At 63.1% G+C, this 17,955-nt stretch carries 18 protein-coding genes; 10 read left to right on the top strand and 8 right to left on the bottom strand.

Translation table 11 applies throughout. The features are described 5' to 3' along the window. Positions 1-120 precede the first annotated feature (120 nt). The 5 genes from AYM40_RS19340 to pxpB all read right to left on the bottom strand — a co-directional run bounded on the left by AYM40_RS19340 (position 121) and on the right by pxpB (position 4,402). Positions 121-1,077 carry a DUF979 domain-containing protein gene (locus AYM40_RS19340; RefSeq protein WP_063497584.1) on the bottom strand — a complete coding sequence of 319 codons (957 nt, stop codon included), beginning with the start codon at positions 1,075-1,077 and terminating at the stop codon, positions 121-123. Then, positions 1,074-1,823 (bottom strand): DUF969 domain-containing protein, encoded by a 750-nt coding sequence (locus AYM40_RS19335; protein ID WP_063497583.1) that lies wholly within the window; start codon positions 1,821-1,823, stop codon positions 1,074-1,076. The genes AYM40_RS19340 and AYM40_RS19335 overlap by 4 nt, the downstream gene beginning before the upstream one ends. Positions 1,824-1,927: 104 nt before the next feature. Next, the gene (gene pxpA / locus AYM40_RS19330; RefSeq protein ID WP_063497582.1) at positions 1,928-2,680 is read right to left on the bottom strand and encodes a 5-oxoprolinase subunit PxpA; all 753 of its coding nucleotides are present in this window, start codon (positions 2,678-2,680) and stop codon (positions 1,928-1,930) included. Between the two features lie 19 nt (positions 2,681-2,699). Next, positions 2,700-3,752: a biotin-dependent carboxyltransferase family protein gene (locus AYM40_RS19325; RefSeq protein WP_063497581.1), complete on the bottom strand. Its 1,053-nt coding sequence runs from the start codon at positions 3,750-3,752 to the stop codon at positions 2,700-2,702. Next, positions 3,749-4,402 (bottom strand): 5-oxoprolinase subunit PxpB, encoded by a 654-nt coding sequence (gene pxpB / locus AYM40_RS19320; RefSeq protein WP_063497580.1) that lies wholly within the window; start codon positions 4,400-4,402, stop codon positions 3,749-3,751. Before pxpB ends, AYM40_RS19325 begins: the two co-directional genes overlap by 4 nt. A 207-nt stretch (positions 4,403-4,609) precedes the next feature. Here pxpB and AYM40_RS19315 point away from each other — a divergent pair, with 207 nt between their 5' ends. Further along, positions 4,610-5,122, top strand: a complete 513-nt coding sequence (locus AYM40_RS19315; protein WP_063497579.1) for a winged helix DNA-binding protein — start codon at positions 4,610-4,612, stop codon at positions 5,120-5,122. A gap of 58 nt (positions 5,123-5,180) precedes the next feature. On the opposite strand, the gene AYM40_RS19310 is transcribed toward AYM40_RS19315, so the two are convergent. Continuing rightward, positions 5,181-5,723, bottom strand: a complete 543-nt coding sequence (locus tag AYM40_RS19310) for a 5-formyltetrahydrofolate cyclo-ligase (protein ID WP_063497578.1) — start codon at positions 5,721-5,723, stop codon at positions 5,181-5,183. A 77-nt stretch (positions 5,724-5,800) separates the two neighbouring features. On the opposite strand from AYM40_RS19310, the gene AYM40_RS19305 reads away from it, so the two are divergent. From AYM40_RS19305 to AYM40_RS19290, 4 genes are all read left to right on the top strand, one after another. Beyond that, positions 5,801-7,768 (top strand): lytic transglycosylase domain-containing protein, encoded by a 1,968-nt coding sequence (locus AYM40_RS19305; RefSeq protein WP_063497577.1) that lies wholly within the window; start codon positions 5,801-5,803, stop codon positions 7,766-7,768. Between the two features lie 81 nt (positions 7,769-7,849). Beyond that, positions 7,850-8,803, top strand: a complete 954-nt coding sequence (locus AYM40_RS19300) for a complex I NDUFA9 subunit family protein (RefSeq protein ID WP_063497576.1) — start codon at positions 7,850-7,852, stop codon at positions 8,801-8,803. A 42-nt stretch (positions 8,804-8,845) separates the two neighbouring features. Further along, positions 8,846-9,499 carry a glutathione S-transferase family protein gene (locus AYM40_RS19295; RefSeq protein ID WP_063497575.1) on the top strand — a complete coding sequence of 218 codons (654 nt, stop codon included), beginning with the start codon at positions 8,846-8,848 and terminating at the stop codon, positions 9,497-9,499. Then, positions 9,496-10,728: a multifunctional CCA addition/repair protein gene (locus tag AYM40_RS19290; RefSeq protein ID WP_063497574.1), complete on the top strand. Its 1,233-nt coding sequence runs from the start codon at positions 9,496-9,498 to the stop codon at positions 10,726-10,728. Before AYM40_RS19295 ends, AYM40_RS19290 begins: the two co-directional genes overlap by 4 nt. A 41-nt stretch (positions 10,729-10,769) precedes the next feature. On the opposite strand, the gene AYM40_RS19285 is transcribed toward AYM40_RS19290, so the two are convergent. Then, positions 10,770-10,964, bottom strand: coding sequence for a DUF2905 domain-containing protein (locus tag AYM40_RS19285; RefSeq protein WP_063497573.1), 195 nt, complete (start codon positions 10,962-10,964; stop codon positions 10,770-10,772). Between the two features lie 23 nt (positions 10,965-10,987). Further along, a complete protein-coding gene (locus AYM40_RS19280; protein WP_063497572.1) occupies positions 10,988-12,178 on the bottom strand; it encodes a class I SAM-dependent methyltransferase in 1,191 nt (396 codons plus the stop codon). 13 nt (positions 12,179-12,191) lie between these two features. Here AYM40_RS19280 and AYM40_RS19275 point away from each other — a divergent pair, with 13 nt between their 5' ends. The 5 genes from AYM40_RS19275 (at position 12,192) to glmS (ending at position 17,888) form a co-directional block, all read left to right on the top strand. After that, positions 12,192-13,010 carry an SDR family oxidoreductase gene (locus AYM40_RS19275; RefSeq protein WP_063497571.1) on the top strand — a complete coding sequence of 273 codons (819 nt, stop codon included), beginning with the start codon at positions 12,192-12,194 and terminating at the stop codon, positions 13,008-13,010. 97 nt (positions 13,011-13,107) lie between these two features. Next, entirely contained in the window at positions 13,108-13,503 is a 396-nt protein-coding gene (locus AYM40_RS19270) for a dihydroneopterin aldolase (RefSeq protein ID WP_063497570.1), read from the top strand. A 3-nt stretch (positions 13,504-13,506) separates the two neighbouring features. Further along, entirely contained in the window at positions 13,507-14,505 is a 999-nt protein-coding gene (gene ttcA / locus AYM40_RS19265; RefSeq protein WP_063497569.1) for a tRNA 2-thiocytidine(32) synthetase TtcA, read from the top strand. 143 nt (positions 14,506-14,648) lie between these two features. Continuing rightward, positions 14,649-16,010, top strand: a complete 1,362-nt coding sequence (glmU, locus tag AYM40_RS19260) for a bifunctional UDP-N-acetylglucosamine diphosphorylase/glucosamine-1-phosphate N-acetyltransferase GlmU (RefSeq protein ID WP_063497568.1) — start codon at positions 14,649-14,651, stop codon at positions 16,008-16,010. Between the two features lie 60 nt (positions 16,011-16,070). Continuing rightward, positions 16,071-17,888 carry a glutamine--fructose-6-phosphate transaminase (isomerizing) gene (glmS, locus tag AYM40_RS19255; protein WP_063497567.1) on the top strand — a complete coding sequence of 606 codons (1,818 nt, stop codon included), beginning with the start codon at positions 16,071-16,073 and terminating at the stop codon, positions 17,886-17,888. Positions 17,889-17,955 lie beyond the last annotated feature (67 nt).

Genomic DNA, 17,955 nt, shown 5'->3' with positions numbered 1-17,955 from the left:
TCCTGGCGATCGGACGTCTCCGAATTCGGCGGCGTCCATTTGCCACGGCTATGCAACTCGCCGACCGGCGCGACACGCCGGCGTGATGCCGGCGCCTGCCACCCGGTATGGCCAACGCCCCTACAGGAACATCAGGAAATTCAGCAGCAAGATGTTCACGATCAGCAAGGTCAGCGCCGTCGGCACTTGCACCTTGATCACCGCGTTCTTATCCGGCAATTCCAACAATGCCGCCGGCACCATGTTGAAGTTCGCGGCCATCGGCGTCATCAGGGTGCCGCAGTAGCCCGAGAACATGCCGATCGCGACCATCACCGCAGGGTTGCCGTGAAACACGCCGACGAGAATCGGCACGCCGACGCCGCCCGTCATCACCGGGAATGCAGCGAAGCCGTTGCCCATCACCATCGTAAAGAGCGCCATGCCTATGCAGTACACGGCTACCGCGATAAACCGGTAGTCGAGGCTGATATAGGCCGTGGTGACGTGAGCGACTGCCTTGCCGACGCCGGCGTCCGAGAACACGAGGCCGAGCATGCCGAGCATCTGCGGCAGCACCGCGGCCCATGACAACGCATCGACCAGGCGGCGCGCCTCTTTCATCGACTGGCCGACGGTATCGCGCGTCATCACGCAGGCAATCGCAAGTGCGATCACGCAGCCGATGCCGAAGCCGATCAGCGTCACGTTGGCCTTCTCGATCAGCGGCATGCCGCCGAAGATCAGATGGCTGGCCGACAGCGTAATGATCACGGTGACGATCGGAATCGTCAGCGCGGGTACGAACAGCTTGTTGCCCAGACGCGCGGCGCTAGCCTTGCGCGCTTCGAGGGACAGCACTTTCGGCTTGGCCGCGGTCACGCCGCCGAAGCCCGCAGCCAGCGCCATCACGATCACCAGCACGCCGACCACCGAGGGCGGCAGCTTGTCGCCGATCAGGAAGATCAGCGCGTAAAGAATCCAGAAACCGCCGGCGGTGAAACGGCGCGGGTGGTCCTTGTCGGTGACGATCATGCCGCCGATGACTAGCAGCACCACGCCCAGCAGCCAGAACAGATAGGTAATCGTGAGCGTCATGCTTTGTCTCCTGCGGCGGGTTGCGTCGGCGAAACGGAGGGGGTGTTCGCTATGGCATTGCCGCGCAGTTCGCGTTCGAGCCTGCGGTCGAGCAGATAGAGGCGGAAGCCGTGAATGACGAACGCGCAGATCGCGGTCGGGATACCCCAGACGGCCACGTGAATCGGCTCGACGACGATGCCGGCTTCTTTCAGAAAGGTCGTCATCAGCACGATTGCGCCGAAGGCGACGAAGATGTCTTCGCCGAAGAACAGGCCGACGTTGTCGGTCGCGGCGGAGAACGCGCGCAATTTGAAACGCACCGCGTCGCTGATCTTGCCGAAGCGCGTTTCCGTCGCGCCTTCGGCCATCGGTGCGATCAGCGGACGCACCATCTGCGGATGGCCGCCGAGACCGGTCAGGCCGACAGCGGCGGTGAGTTCGCGCACCAGCAGATAGACGATCAGCAAACGGCCCGCGGTTGCGGCCTTGATGCCGCCGATCCACGCTTGTGCGCGCTCGCGCAGGCCATGCCGCTCCAGCAGGCCGATCACGGCCAGCGGCAGCAGAATGATCAGCGGAATATTGCGGGTCTTGATGAAGCCGGTGCCGATTTCGGCGAGGATTTTTTCAGGCGGGAAGTGCGCGGCCAGACCCGTGACGATCGCGGCAACTGCCACGATCAACATCGGATTGAAGCGTAATAAAAAGCCGACGATGATGACGGCCACGCCAATGAGCGGCCATAGACTGACTGTTGTCTGCATCTGGATCTCCAAACAGGGTTTCAACCTTGCCGCTTGTGGCGGCGAACGTGGGCCGGCGCGCGGGGATCCCTGCGCCGTATTGCTCGCGTTGGCCGACGCGCGGATCAGGCGCTCGCGGCGCCGGCCGCGTGAACTTCAATGCCGGCGTCCTGGAGCGCGTGGCGGATGCGCCGCGCGAACGCCAGCGCGTGCGGGCCGTCGCCGTGCAGGCAGATGGTTTGCGCGTTGAGTGGCACCCAATGTCCGTCCACGGCCTGCACGCGGCGCTCGCGCACCATGGCGAGCGTGCGCGTCAGCACCACGTCTTCGTCGTCGAGCAGCGCGCCGGGTTCCGTGCGTGGCACGAGCGACCCGTCGGCGCAATAGCCGCGATCGGCGAATACTTCTTCGACGGCGGTCAGGCCCGCTGCGCGTGCGGCTGTCACGAGTCCGCTGTTGGCGAGCGCGAATACCGCTACCGACGGGTCGAAATCGTGGACCGCCGAGACGATCGCATCGGCGATCTTCGCGTCGCGCGCGGCCTGGTTGTACAGCGCACCGTGCGGCTTGACGTGCGCGATGCGCCCACCTTCCGCCTGGGCGATCGCCGACAGCGCGCCGAGCTGATACAGCACGCCGGCATAGATGTCGTTGGCCGGCAGGTCCATTTCCTTGCGGCCAAAGTTATCAGGATCGTTAAAGCTCGGATGCGCGCCGATCGACACGCCTTTTTGCACCGCCCATCGCACGCAGTCGCGCATGGTGTTGGCGCCGCCCGCGTGCCAGCCGCACGCGATGTTGGCCGAACTGACGAGCTCGAGCAGCGCCTCGTCAGAGCCGCAGCCTTCGCCGAGGTCGGCGTTCAAATCGATTTCCATGGTGTTCCTCTGCTTAGTGTTACAGCGCTGCGACCGCCGGCCGACGCGCGCAGCGCTCTTCGTGCATGGCAATAGCGGCGTCGATTTGCCGCAAATACGTGCGTTCTTCCAGTAAGGCCTGGCGCGCCTCATAGAGCGTCGTCGGGATGAAACGGATGGAGGCGTTCAGACGAACCTGCGCTAGCTTCCATAGATCGGCCTGGATCACGGCGCCGATTTTCGGATAGCCGCCGGTGGTCTGCGCATCGCTCATCAGCACGATCGGCTGGCCGTTCGGCGGGACCTGAATCGTGCCGGGCAATACCGCGTGCGAGAGCAGCTCGCTTTTCTGGGTGCGCTTCAGTTCCGTGCCGGCGAGGCGGTAGCCCATGCGGTTACTGTTCGGTGTCACCAGCCATTCATCGGACCAGAACGATTCGTGCGCTTCTGCAGTGAAGCTGCCGTATTCGGGACCTTGCAGCACGCGGATCGGCACGGCCCATGGCACGCCGGACGGATGCCGGCCACGCCGCAGCGGTTCATGGACCAGCGCGAACTTGCACCAGGCGGGCGCCTTCACGCCGAACTCCGGCGCTTCTGGGGTAAAGCCGAGGTGGCCACGTTGCAACGGCGCGCCGACCGGCAGGCGGTCGCCGTCGCGCAGCGACCGGCCGCCAAGCCCGCCGAAATGGCCGGCGAGATCGGTGCTGCGCGAGCCGAGCATCGGCAAAACATCGATACCGCCAGCAATGCAGACATAGCCGCGCATGCCGCGTTTGGCGGCTTGCAAAACCAGTTCCTGGCCGGCCTGCACCGGCAGGCTCCACCATGAATAAACCGGTTTGCCGTCGAGCGTCGCGCCGAATTCGGTGCCGGTGATGGCCACGCGTGTGGCGCGCAGAAAGCGCAGCACGGTCGGGCCGAAGGTAATTTCCAGGCCGGCTGCATCGGGCCGGTTGCCGACCAGCCGATTGCCGACTTCGAGCGACAGACGGTCGAGCGCGCCACCCATCGCGACGCCGAGGTGCCGGTAGCCGTGACGGCCGAGATCCTGAATCGTAGTTAGCAGACCCGCGCGAATCACGTCGATCATGCGTGTATCCCCGCGACAGTAAAGCGCACCCGGTCGCCCGGTTGCAACAACGTGGGCGGGCGGCGAGCCGGATCGAACAGCGGCAGTTCGGTGCGGCCGATCAACTGCCAGCCGCCGGGAGACGTCGCCGGATAAATGCCGGTCTGCGCACCGCCGATGCCGACCGAACCGGCTGGCACTTCCAGCCGCGGCGACGAACGGCGCGGCGTGTGCAGCGCTGCGTCGAGCCCGCCCATGTAGGCGAAGCCCGGCTGGAATCCGAGGAAGAACACCACGTACTCGCCCTGGGCATGACGTTGCACAACGTCGCGTATGTTCAGGCCAGTGTGATTGGCGACCGCTTGCAGGTCGGGGCCGAACTCGCCGCCGTACTGCACCGGGATTTCGACTTCACGGCCGGGTGCGGGCACGTCGCTCACCGCGTTCCAGGCCGCTTGCAATTGACTCACGAGCGCTTCGCGGTTGGCTTCGAGCGGATCGAATACGATTGTCAGATTGTTCATGCCCGGCACCACCTCCAGCACATGCGGCCAGTCGCGCGCGGCAGCGGCTGCGGCCCACACGCGCCGTTGGCAGTCCAGCGTGGCGGGCGGCGCCACCTCGCACACTAGCGCGGCATCGCCGAGCGGAAAGATTCTTGGTTGGCTCATCGCTTAATGGCCCAGGTCGAGTCGGAAATGTCGAGCATATCGGACCCTATGGATATTTACCGGCATGGGGTGCGCGATGTATGAAGAGTACATTGTCAATAAAATATCAACGAATTCTCAATAAGCGTTTTCGCCAGGCTCCCGGGAATGGTCTGCTCGTCGTACACTCCCGACACCTTCCCATCCTGTTTCTCGAGAATCTTCACCATGTCGCGCCACCCCACCAAGATCGTCTCCTCGGAACATCTCGTGTCTGACACAAGCGCGGAGCTGTCCGAGCTGGAGTACGCACTCATCATGGCTGGCAACGCGTTCAACCGGTGGATGGTGCGCTGCATGTCGGCCGCCGGCGAAAAGGATATGACGGCGATCGAAGTCTCGTTGCTGCACCACGTCAGTCATCGCGAGCGCCGCAAGAAACTGGCGGACATCTGCTTCGTGCTCAACATCGAAGATACCCATGTCGCCACCTATGCGTTGAAAAAGCTCGTAGCTAGAGGGTACGTAAAAAGCGAAAAGACTGGCAAGGAAGTGTTCTTCTCGGCGACCGATGCGGGCCGCGAACTCTGTCTGAAGTACCGCGAGGTGCGCGAGAGCTGCCTGATTTCGACGCTGAAGGAAAGCGGCCTGACCAACGAGCAGATCGGCGAGGCGGCGCAACTGATGCGCAATGCGTCCGGACTGTACGACACGGCCGCGCGGGCGGCGTCGTCTCTATAACGGGGTTCGGCCTCGCCGGCGGGTGCAGAATGCGCTTCGCACGGCGCGCTTCGAACGCTCAATCCGCCGGGTGTGGATAGCAGCCGGCTTCCGTCACGATCAGATCGAGCGGGATATCGTGGGCTTCGCGCCGCAACGCGTCCGTGCGGCACGCTTCATAGGCGATGCCGACTGTGACCGGCTTCTTCGAGTCTGGCCAGGCGGCGAGCGTGCGGTCGTAGTAACCGCCGCCGTAACCGAGCCGGTAGCCGTCGGCGTCAAAGCCGACGCACGGCACGAACAACAGATCAGGAATGACGACGCGCCCAGAAGTGGGCTCGGCGATCTTGTGATGGCCGATCTTCATCGGCGTATCGGGCGCCCATGCGTGAAATTCGAGCGGCACGCCGCGTTCCTTGACGACCGGTAAACTCGCCTCGTGTTGCGAGTCGGCCGCGAGCCAGATCGCAATCGCGGTGCGTGCGTCGAACTCGCCCGCCAGCGGCCAATAGAAACCCACGCTGCTCACGCCGTAGTGCTTCAACGCATCGAGAATGCGACGGTTGAGCGCAGCGTTGTGCGCCGGCTTGGAAGCCGCTTGTAGCCTTGCTTCCAATAGCATTCGACGCAGCGCCTTTTTCGATTCTGCGACGGGGTTGCATGCTATGCTTGGGTTCAATTCGCGCTCCAGAAACAACGATGTCAAAACGCCTCTATCGAGTATATCGCGCGGCCGGTCTGGCGCTTGCCGCTGCGGCACTCGTCGCGTGCAGCACGGCCTCTGCCGTCAAGCCCATTCCCCTTTCTCAACTCACGAACGACGACCAGACCTTCGTCCAGCTTCGCGAAGCCGCCCGCGCTAATGACGCGGCGCGTGCAGCGCAACTGGCGAGCACGATCCCGAACTATCCGGCGCCTTCATATCTTGAGTACTTCCAGCTCAAGCCGCAGTTGTTCGATTCCAGCGGCCATGCGCGGATTGACGCGCCGGATGCGCCGGTGCTGGCATTCCTGCAGAAGTACGACGGCCAGGCCATCGCCGACCGCCTGCGCAACGACTACCTCACGGTGCTCGGCGCGCGTCACGACTGGCGTAACTTCGATCAGCAATACGCGCGCTTCGTGCTGAACGACGATACGCAGGTGAAGTGCTACGCGCTCGAATCGCGCGCCGCGCGTGGCGAGAACGTTGCCGACGCGGCGCGTGCGCTGCTGGTCGATCCGAAGTGGTACGGCGACGGCTGCGTCGATCTGATCACCGCGCTGTCGGTCAACCAGCAATTCAGTTCCGACGACGTGTGGCAACAGATCCGTCTCGCGTACGAGCAGAACTACACCGACACCGGCAGCAAGCTTGTCGACGCGCTCGGTAATCAGCCACCCGATCCGGTGTTGTTCGGCCAGGCCACGAGTACGCCGCCGTTGTTGCTGGCACGCGGCGTCGGTCCGGATACGCAGTCGCACCAACTCGCGTTGCTCGCAATCACGCGCATGGCGCGCAACGACCCGGCCATGGCCGCGGCCACGTTCGCCTCGGTAGCGCCGTCGCTGAGCTCGCCCGAGCGTGCAATCGGCTGGGGCACGATTGCCTATCAGGCCGCGACCAGGCAGATGCCGAGCGCGGTCGACTGGTACCGGCTCTCGGTGAATGCGCCACTGTCGACCCCGGCGTACGAATGGCGCACCCGCACCGCCCTGCTCGCGGGCGACTGGACGATGGTGCGCTGGTCGATCGAACAGATGCCGGCGGCGCTGCGCAATCAGCCGTCGTGGGTGTACTGGCATGCGCGTGCGCTCAAGCAAGCCGGCGACACGACCACAGCCAACCAGGAATTCGAATCGATCTCGCGGGGTTTCAACTTCTACGGCCAACTGGCTTCCGAAGAACTCGGCCAGAAGATCAGCGTGCCGCCGAAAACCACCGTGACCGACGCCGAAGTCCAGCAGGCCGCCAACACGCCGGGCTTCGATCTGGCGCAGCGGTTCTATGCGCTGAATCTGCGGCTCGAAGGCAATCGCGAATGGAACTGGCCGCTTCGCGACATGAGCGACCGGCAACTGCTCGCTGTTGCCGAATATGCGCGCCGTATCCAGTTGTATGACCGCACCGTCAACACGGCGGACCGCACGAAGAGCGAGCACGATTTCTCGCTGCGGTATCTGTCGCCGTTCAAGGACATCGTGGAGCGCGATGCACAGTCGAGTGGGCTCGATGTCGAATGGGCGTACGGGCTGATTCGTCAGGAGTCGCGCTTCATCATGAACGCCCGCTCGGAAGTCGGCGCGAGCGGTCTGATGCAGTTGATGCCAGGCACCGCGCAACTGGTGGCGAAGAAGATCGGCCTCGGTCCGATTTCGCGCGAGCAGATGAACGACATCAACACCAACATCCTGCTCGGCACGAACTACCTGTCGATGATCTACAATCAGTTCGACGGGTCCGCGGTGCTGGCTACTGCCGGTTATAACGCCGGTCCCGGCCGTTCGCGCAGCTGGCGGCAATCGTTGCAACAGCCGGTTGAAGGGGCGATCTTCGCCGAGGCGATTCCGTTCCAGGAAACGCGCGATTACGTCAAGAATGTGCTGTCCAACACGGTCTACTACGCGGCATTGTTCGAAGGCCGTCCGCAATCGCTGAAGGCGCGTCTGGGTTATATCGCACCGTAAGCGCCGTGCCGCCGCCGCGTCACTCCGATGCGGCGGTGCGCCACGCCAGCCGTTGCCACGGCTTCCACCAGGGAGTCGAAAATGCGACACCAAGCCATTGCGATCATTGGCGGTTCCGGTTTTATCGGCAGCCATCTCGTCAACGCCCTCGTTGAAATGGGCAAAGACGTGCGCATCGCCACCCGGCGCCGCTACAACGCCCGCCATCTCACCCTGCTCCCCATCGACGTGATCGAAGCCGACGTGTTCGATCCTGTACAGCTCGCGCGTTTCGTTGAAGGCGCCGATTGCGTCATCAATCTCGTTGCCACGCTGCATGGCAAGCGCGGCACGCCTTATGGCCCGGAATTCGCGCGCACGCACGTCGAATTGCCGACCAAAATCGTTGCGGCTTGCGAAGGCAAGGGCGTGCATCGGTTGATTCATATCAGCGCGCTCGGCGCCGACTCGAACGGGCCGAGCATGTATTCGCGCTCGAAGGGCGACGGCGAAAAGGCCGTGCACGCGGCGAATCTGGCCTGGACGATTTTCCGGCCGTCCCTGGTGTTCGGTCCCGAAGACCAGTTGCTCAACAAGTTCGCGTTCCTGCAACGCGTCTTCCCGGTGATCCCGCTTGCCATGCCGGATGCGAAATTCCAGCCGGTATACGTCGGCGATGTGGCGAAAGCGATCTGCAACGTGCTCGATCTCGATGCAGCCAGCGGCCATACTTACGAACTCGGCGGCCCGACCGTCTATACCCTCGAAGACCTCGTCAAGTATTGTGGCGACGTGATTGGCCGGCATGCGAGGATCATTCGCCTGCCAGAAGCGTTGGCGCGTTTGCAGGCATTGACGTTCGAAATGGCACCGGGCGATCCGGTGATCTCGCGCGACAATCTCGATTCGATGAAAGTCGACAACGTGTTGAGCGGACCGCTTGCGCCTGAACTCGGCATCGAACCCGCCGGCATCGAAACGATCGCACCCGTGTATCTGACCGGCGCGTCGACGCGTTCGCGCTTCGACACGTTTCGCGCCAGCGCGGGGCGCTGAACCTTTTTATCTCTTCCTTCATCTTTCCCTTCGATACCAGGCATGAAACTGCTTATCGGCGACAAGAACTATTCGTCATGGTCGATGCGTCCATGGCTGCTGCTCAAATTTTTCGGCATCCCATTTGAAGAGGTGCTGATTCATCTGTATGAATCCGGCACGAAGTCCGCGATTCTGGCTTATGCGCCGACCGGTCCGGGCAAGGTGCCGTGTTTGATCAGCGAGGACGGATCGGCCACCTGGGATTCGCTGGCGATCGCCGAGACGTTGGCTGAGCGCTTCCCGCAGCATGCGCTGTGGCCGCGCGACCCGGCGGCGCGTAGCCACGCGCGCAGCGTGAGCGCTGAGATGCATTCGGGCTTCGGCGACTTGCGCTCGAACATGTGGATGAACATTCGCGCGTCGTTTCCCGGGAAGAGCGCCACGCCAGGCGTGCTTGCCGATATCGCGCGTATTGAGGCGCTCTGGAGCCAGTGCCTGGCGACCTACGGCGGCCCGTTCCTGTTCGGAGAGTTCGGCATTGCCGACGCAATGTACGCGCCGGTGGTGATGCGCTTCAGGACATGGCAGCCGGCGCTATCGGACGTCTCCGCGGCTTACGTGGAGCGCGTGACGGCGCTGCCGGCGGTGAAGGCCTGGATCGACGACGCGCTTCGCGAAACGCACACCATTCCCTATCAAGACGTATGCCCATGAATATCTACGCGGTCGGCGGAGCGATTCGCGACGAGCTATTGGGCGTGCCGGTGCAGGACCGCGATTACGTGGTGGTTGGCGCGACGCCCGAGCAGATGGTGGCGCAGGGCTATCGTCCGGTGGGCAAGGATTTCCCTGTGTTCCTGCACCCGCAGACGCACGAGGAATACGCGCTCGCGCGCACCGAGCGTAAGACGGCGGCGGGCTATCACGGCTTCCAGTTCTTCTACGCACCGGACGTCACGCTCGAAGAGGATCTCGCTCGCCGGGACCTGACGATCAACGCGATGGCGCGCGAAATGCGCCCGGACGGCGAACTGACCGGCCCGGTGATCGACCCGTTCAACGGCCGGGGCGATTTGCAGGCGCGGCTGTTTCGTCACGTCAGCGATGCGTTTCTCGAGGACCCCGTGCGGATTTTGCGGATTGCGCGATTTGCGGCGCGCTTCGTCGATTTCACGGTGGCGCCGGAGACGATGGCGCTGATGCGCAAGATGGTAGGCGACGGTGAGGTGGACGCGCTAGTGGCCGAGCGCGTGTGGCAGGAAGTGTCGCGCGGGTTGATGGAGAAGAAGCCGTCCCGGATGTTCGCGGTGCTGCGGGAATGTGGCGCGTTAGCGCGGATCCTGCCGGAGATCGATGCGTTGTTTGGCGTGCCACAGCGGGCTGATTACCATCCTGAAGTGGATACGGGCGTGCATGTGATGATGGTGATCGACCATGCCGCGCAGCGGGGCTACGCGTTGCCGGTTCGGTTCGCGGCGCTCACGCATGACCTGGGCAAAGCGACGACGCCTGACGACGTATTGCCGCGTCATATTGGGCATGAGGGACGCAGCGTGGATTTGCTGAAGCCTTTATGCGAGCGGCTGCGGGTGCCGAATGAATGCCGGGATCTGGCGCTGCTCGTCGCACGGGAGCATGGGAATATTCATCGCGTGATGGAGATGGGGGCGGCGGCGTTGGTGAGGCTGATCGAGCGCAGCGATGCGATTCGGAAACCGGCGCGGTTTGCTGAAGCCTTGCAGGCTTGCGAGGCGGATGCTCGCGGGCGGCTTGGGTTTGAGATGCAGGAGTATCCGCAGGCCGAGCGGCTGCGGATTGCGCTTGTTGCCGCGCGCGGTGTGGATGCTGGTGCTGTGGCTGGGCAGCTTGCCGATGCACCTTCTGGCATAAAGGATGCGGTGCATCGGGAGCGCGTTCGCGCTGTTGAAGTCGCTCTTGCTTAATGGGTTTGGTTTTTTTGCCACCAAAAGCAAAAAAACCTCACCTACAAAAGCCTGGCAAGAATCGACAAAACCATAGAAAGCACAAGCGTCGACATGAACGGAAACGGATATTCACGCCCGAAGATGCGCAACGTGACGTCACCGGGCATGCGCCCAATCCCAATCTTCCTGAGCCACGGCCAGCAGGCCGACAACACCGCCACCGCAACAAACGTAGTCAACAGCCAGCGGATCATCGCAAATCCCTAAGGCAAAAAAATCACAGCGTATGTGACCGGTCGCCGCCGGAAAACGCCTGCAACGTGTCATCCAGTCCGCGCGAAAACGCGATCACCTTGAACAGCTCGCCCATCTCCGCCTCGGACAACAACTTCTGCACCGCATTCGCCGCAGGCAAAAACCTCGCCGTGTCCGTTGGATCGAGCGCTGATAACGCCTCGGTAATCCCCGCATTCAACAGGAATCGCGCTTGCGAAGTAAACCCCAGTAAGTCCGCCCCAGCCTCGACCCCAGCTTCGGCGACGCCGGTAAATTCCACGTGCGCCGTGATGTCCTGCAAGCCCGGATAAACAAACGGATCACCATGCGCGCGATGCCGGTAATGGCACATCAATGTGCCCTGCGCACGCTGTTCATGGTAGTACTCGTGACGCGGAAAACCATAATCGATAAAGAACGCCGCGCCACGCGCGAGCATCGTGCAAATGGTCCGCGTGAATGCACGGGCGGCGTCGTGCGTTTCGGTGACGTAGTCGTCGCCGGCCGTTTCGATCTCAGCCAGAAATGCAATGTCCGCAGCCGCCGATACCAGACGGTCGTCGAACGCAAAAGCCTCGTCGCGCCACACCACGCCGCGTTCGTGCCAGGCGCCGCCAGTGAAGGCGAAAAGCCGCACAGGCATCGCGTCCAACACCTCGTTGCCGATCACCACGCCTTCGAATTGCTCCGGCAACGCGTCCAGCCAGCGCACCTTCGCGGCCAGCGCCGGTGCCGCGGCTTCGATCGTCTCGCGTTGGCGCTCGCGCAATTCACCCGACAAATCCACGATCGAGTAGCTGTCGAATTCGACGCCCAGCGCGTCGAGCGCGTTCAGCAAGCCGGCGGCGAGTTTCCCCGTGCCGGCGCCGAATTCCATCAGCTCGCGCGTGCTGCTTGCCTGCAAGGCCTCGGCGAGCGGGCGCGCCAGCGTTGTGGCGAATAGCGGCGACATTTCCGGCGCCGTCACGAAGTCGCTGCCGTCGTCGCCGCGCAGGCCGAATTTGCGGGCGCCGCCGCTGTAATAGCCGAGTCCCGGCGCGTAAAGCGCGCGCTCCATGTAGCGGTCGAATGGCAGCCAGCCGCCTGCCGCTTCGAGCTCCGCGCGGATCTGCGCGACCAGCGCTTCGGACTGCGCAAGCGCGCTCGGGCCGGGAGCAGGTAAACTATCGGGTTGGTGAGCTTTCGGATTCATCCCCGCATTGTAAATGACCTCCTCTCTGGACACCGCCGCCGCCCGCGCGCCTGAAGCGCCGCGCATCGTGCTGATTACCGGCGCCGCCCGCCGCATCGGGCGCTCGCTCGCGCTCGGCTTCGCCGCGCGTGGCTGGGACGTGGCGGTCCATTACGGCGCGTCGCGGGAGGAGGCCGGCGAAGTGGTCGCGGAAATCGTCGCCTTGGGCCGCCGGGCGGTGGCCTTGCACGCGGAATTGGGCGACGAGGCTCAGGTCGAGCAGCTTTTGCCCGCCTGTATGGCCGCGCTGGGCCACCCGTCGTGTATTGTCAACAACGCGTCGCGCTTCGAAGAAGACACGGCGCTCAACGTCGGTTACGACCTGCTGCTGAAGCTCACCGCGATGAACCTCGGCGCGCCGCTCGTGCTGGCGCGCATGCTGTTCGAGGCTACGCCGGAAGCCGCGCGCACCGATGAAAGCCAGCGCGGCGTGGTCATCAATGTGCTGGACCAGAAGCTGTACAACATGAACCCGGACTACCTGTCCTATACGCTGTCGAAAGCAGCGTTGCAGACGGCGACGGTTGCACTGGCGCAGGCGTTGGCGCCGAAAGTGCGCGTGGTCGGGCTCGCCCCCGGTCTGACGATGCAATCCGCCGATCAAACGCCGGCTGGTTTTGAAGAAGCTCACCGTGCCACGCCTTTGGGCCGCGCGTCGCGGCCGGAGGATATTGTCGCCGCTGCGCTGTATCTCGCCGATGCAGCGGGCGTCACCGGAACGACGCTGGTGGTCGACGGCGGGCAGCACCTCGTGCCGCTGCCGCGCGACGTAATGTTTTTGATGGGCGCCTGAACAGCGCGCGTGCGGGTTGCCGGTTAAAGCTGGCGGCCGCCCACGCGTTGAAGCGTCCCTTTGCGTGCTCCGCACGCTTTTTTCGACTGGAACGAACATGTTTGCCGCTCTTTCGCATCCCCGGCTCGCCGATTGCCGCCGGCTCTTTCTGCGCAATTACGAAGTGCACATCAACATCGGTGTGCACGACTTCGAAAAGCGCGGCGAACAGCGCGTCGTGATCAACGTCGAACTGTTCGTGCCGCTCGCGCTCTCCACGCCGGTTCAGGACAAATTGAACGAGGTCGTCGATTACGACTTCATGCGTTCGACCATCGCGCGCCGTGTCGAACAAGGTCATATTCACCTGCAGGAAACCCTCTGCGACGACCTCGTCAAGGCACTCCTCGATCATCCGCAGGTGCGCGCCGTGTGCGTGTCGACCGAAAAGCCGGACGTTTATCCCGACTGCGACGCGGTTGGCGTCGAAGTTTTCCGTATCAAAGAGGATTGAGCCATGAATGCCCAGGAAGTCCTGAACGGCACCGCGGCCCCGGAGGCGGCGCAGGCCGCGCACACCCCCGCGGGCAAAGCACCGCTCACGCGCCGCGAGCAAAAAGAAGCCTACGAGAACAACAAGCTGTTCAAGCGGCTCGCGCGCCAGGTCGGCGAGGCGATCGGCGACTTCAACATGATCGAGGAAGGCGACAAGGTGATGGTCTGCCTGTCGGGCGGCAAGGATAGCTACGCGATGCTCGAAATCCTGATGCGGTTGCGCGAGCGCGCGCCGATCAACTTCGACATCGTCGCGGTGAACCTCGACCAGAAGCAGCCGGGTTTTCCGGAGCATGTGCTGCCCGAATACCTGAAACAACTCGACATTCCGTTTCACATCGAGAACCAGGACACCTACAGCATCGTCAAGCGGCTGGTGCCGGAAGGCAAGACCACCTGCTCGCTGTGCTCGCGGCTGCGTCGCGGCATTCTGTATCGCGTGGCGGGCGAACTCGGCGCGACCAAGATCGCGCTTGGCCATCATCGCGACGACATCCTGCAAACGCTGCTGCTGAACATGTTCTACGGCGGCAAGCTGAAGGGCATGCCGCCCAAGCTGCAATCGGACGACGGCAAGAACATCGTGATCCGCCCGCTCGCCTACGTGAAGGAAACCGATCTGGAAAAGTACGCGGAGCTGCGCGAATTCCCGATCATTCCGTGCAACCTGTGCGGCAGCCAGCCTAACCTGAAACGCGCGGAAATGAAGGCGCTGATCCGCGATTGGGAGAAGCGCTTCCCGGGCCGCATCGAGAACATGTTCAATGCGTTGTCGAACATCGTGCCGTCGCATCTGATGGATCACAAGCTGTTCCCGTTCGCCGGCCTGCGTGCAAGCGGCGAGGCCGATCCGCAAGGCGATATCGCCTTCGACGAAGAGCCGTGTTCGACCGATGCCGGCGACGGCACGCCGTTCAACGGAGCGAAGCCGATTTCGATCGTCCAGTTCGACGATATGTGAGGGGCGCAGAGACACGCGGAAAACCTGCGAGAAGTGCGCGATTTCCCGCGTTTTTGCCCACTCTGAGGCCGCGCAAGCGGCCTTTGTCGTCATGAGCTGCATGATAGAATCGTCGGCTCCAAACTCGTCTTATTGCCGACGCCATGAACATCGTGATTTTGGCGGCAGGCACCGGCAAGCGCATGCGGTCCGCGCTTCCCAAGGTGCTCCATCCCCTGGCCGGCCGGCCGCTCCTCGCTCATGTCATCGACACTGCACGCGCGCTCAAACCCAAGCGTCTGGTCGTGGTGGTCGGTCATGGTGCCGAAGCCGTGCGTCAAGCGGTAGCGGCACCAGACGTCCAGTTCGCCGCGCAGGAGCAGCAACTCGGCACAGGCCACGCAGTGCAGCAGGCGCTGCCATTGCTCGATCCGTCCGAACCCACACTGGTGCTGTACGGCGATGTGCCGCTCACGCGCGCCAGCACGCTGCAGGCGCTGACCGATCGCGCGGGCCAGGGCGGCTACGGCGTGCTCACCGTCACGCTCGGCGACCCCAGCGGCTACGGCCGCATCGTGCGCGATCAGCACGGCAAGGTGTCGCGCATCGTCGAACAGAAAGACGCCACGCCCGAGCAGCTCAAGATCGCCGAGATCAACACCGGCATCATCGTCGCGCCGACCGGGCGCCTTGGCGGTTGGCTCGCCGCGTTGAAGAACGACAACGCGCAAGGCGAGTTTTACCTGACCGACGCGGTCGAGATGGCGATCGAAGCGGGACTCGAAGTAGTCACCACCCAGCCCGACGAAGAGTGGGAAACGCTCGGCGTGAACAGCAAGCAGCAGCTTGCCGAACTCGAACGGATTCACCAGCACAATGTCGCCGAGGCGCTGCTGGTTGCGGGCGTCACGCTTGCCGATCCGGCTCGCCTAGACGTGCGCGGCACGCTCGAATGCGGCCGCGACGTGTCGATCGACGTGAACTGCGTGTTCGAGGGCCGCGTTACCTTGGCCGACAACGTGATCGTCGGACCGAACTGCGTGATCCGCAATGCGACGATCGGCGCCGGTACGCGCATCGACGCGTTCACGCACATCGAAGGTGCCGAAGTCGGTGCGAACGTCGTGCTCGGCCCCTACGCACGGCTGCGTCCGGGCGCGTCATTGCAGGACGAGTCGCATGTCGGCAACTTCGTCGAGGTGAAGAACGCGGTGCTCGGTCATGGCTCGAAGGCGAACCATCTCACGTATATCGGCGATGCGGATATCGGGGCGCGCGTGAATATCGGTGCGGGTACCATCACCTGCAACTACGACGGCGCGAACAAATTCCGCACGATTATCGAAGACGACGTGTTTGTCGGCTCCGACACGCAACTCGTTGCACCAGTGCGCGTGAAGCGCGGCGTGACGATCGCGGCGGGCACAACGGTCTGGAAGGATGTCGAAGAAGACATGCTGGTCCTGAACGATAAGACTCAAACAAGCAAGCCGGGCTATGTACGCCCAGCCAAGAAGAAAAGTTGATGGGCGTGACGCGCGCGCGGAGCGCGCTCCCTGAAACCCAGCACTGAAAAGGAATAAGCCATGTGTGGCATTGTCGGCGCGGTTGCGCAACGTAATATCGTTTCCGTCCTGATCGAAGGACTGCGTCGCCTCGAATATCGCGGCTACGATTCGTGCGGCGTGGCCGTGCTCGGCAACAGCGGGCCGCGGCGTGCGCGCAGCGTGGCGCGCGTTGCCGATCTGGACGAGCAGGTGCACCAAAGCCACCTTGAAGGCATCACGGGTATCGCGCATACGCGCTGGGCGACGCACGGCGCGCCGGTGACCGACAACGCCCACCCGATCTTCTCGAAAGACGAACTCGCGTTGGTACACAACGGTATCATCGAAAACTACGAATCACTGCGAGAAATGCTGCGGGGCAAGGGTTATACATTTGTCTCGCAGACCGATACAGAGGTTATCGCTCACTTGATTCACAGCCTGTATCGCGGCGATCTGTTCGCTGCGGTGCGTGAAGCCGTCGGGCAATTGCACGGCGCGTACGCGATCGCGGTGCTGCATAAGGATCAGCCGCATACGGTGGTCGGCGCACGGCAAGGTTCGCCGCTGGTGGTGGGGCTCGGCAACGGTGAGAACTTCCTCGCTTCGGATGCGCTGGCGCTTGCCGGCAGCACCGAACGCTTCATTTTCCTCGAGGAAGGCGACGTCTGCGAACTGTCGCTCGAGGGCGTGCGTATTGCCGATCGTGACGGCTATGAAGTGCAGCGCGAAGTGCGCCAGGTCGCGGCGTATGGCGGCGCGGTCGAACTCGGCCCGTATCGTCACTTCATGCAGAAGGAAATTTTCGAGCAGCCGCGTGCGATTACCGACACGATCCCGCAAGGCGATTCGTTCGACGCGTCGCTATTCGGCGAAGGCGCCGACAAAGTGTTCGCGGACATCGACAACCTGCTGATTCTGGCGTGCGGCACGAGCTACTACTCGGGGCTGACCGCGAAGTATTGGCTGGAGTCGGTCGCGAAGATCCCGACCCAGGTGGAAATTGCCAGCGAGTATCGCTATCGCGAGTCGGTGCCGAATCCGAAGTCGCTGGTGGTGGTGATCTCGCAGTCGGGCGAAACGGCCGACACGCTGGCGGCGCTCAAGCATGCGCAGTCGCTGGGGCATAAGCATACGCTGGCGGTATGCAACGTCGGCACGAGCGCGATGGTGCGCCAGACGGAATTGTCGTTCCTGACCCATGCGGGTCGCGAGATCGGCGTGGCGTCGACCAAGGCGTTCACGACGCAACTGGTTGCGCTGTTCGTGCTGGCCGCGACGCTTGGGAAGCTGCGTGGGCAGGTGAGCGCGGAGCAGGAAGCCGAGTATCTGAAACTGCTGCGCCACTTGCCGGCGGCGTTGAATAGTGTGCTGGCGCTGGAGCCGCAGATCATCGCGTGGTCGGAAGAGTTCTCGCGCAAGGAACATGCGTTGTTCCTCGGGCGCGGCCTGCATTATCCGATCGCACTCGAGGGCGCGCTGAAACTCAAGGAGATTTCCTATATCCACGCGGAAGCGTATCCGGCTGGCGAGTTGAAGCATGGCCCGTTGGCGCTCGTGACTGAAGCGATGCCGGTGGTGACGGTGGCGCCGAATGATGCGTTGCTGGAGAAACTGAAGTCGAATATTCAGGAAGTGCGCGCGCGGGGCGGTCAGCTTTATGTGTTTGCGGATGCGGATACGAAGATCGTGAATGATGAAGGTCTGCACGTGATCCGGATGCCGGAGCACTACGGCTTGCTGTCGCCGATTCTGCACGTGGTGCCGCTGCAGTTGCTGGCGTATCACACGGCGTGTGCGCGTGGTACGGATGTGGATAAGCCGCGGAACCTGGCGAAGTCGGTTACGGTGGAGTGAGGCTGATAGGCCGCTATCGCTAGCTTCTTCACGCTGAAAAAACGGTCGGCCCGCGGGCGGCCGTTCT

Source organism: Paraburkholderia phytofirmans OLGA172, from assembly GCF_001634365.1.
Taxonomy (GTDB): domain Bacteria; phylum Pseudomonadota; class Gammaproteobacteria; order Burkholderiales; family Burkholderiaceae; genus Paraburkholderia.
The sequence above is the reverse complement of the archived record's forward strand: the minus strand, read 5'-3'. Positions and strand labels throughout refer to the sequence as shown.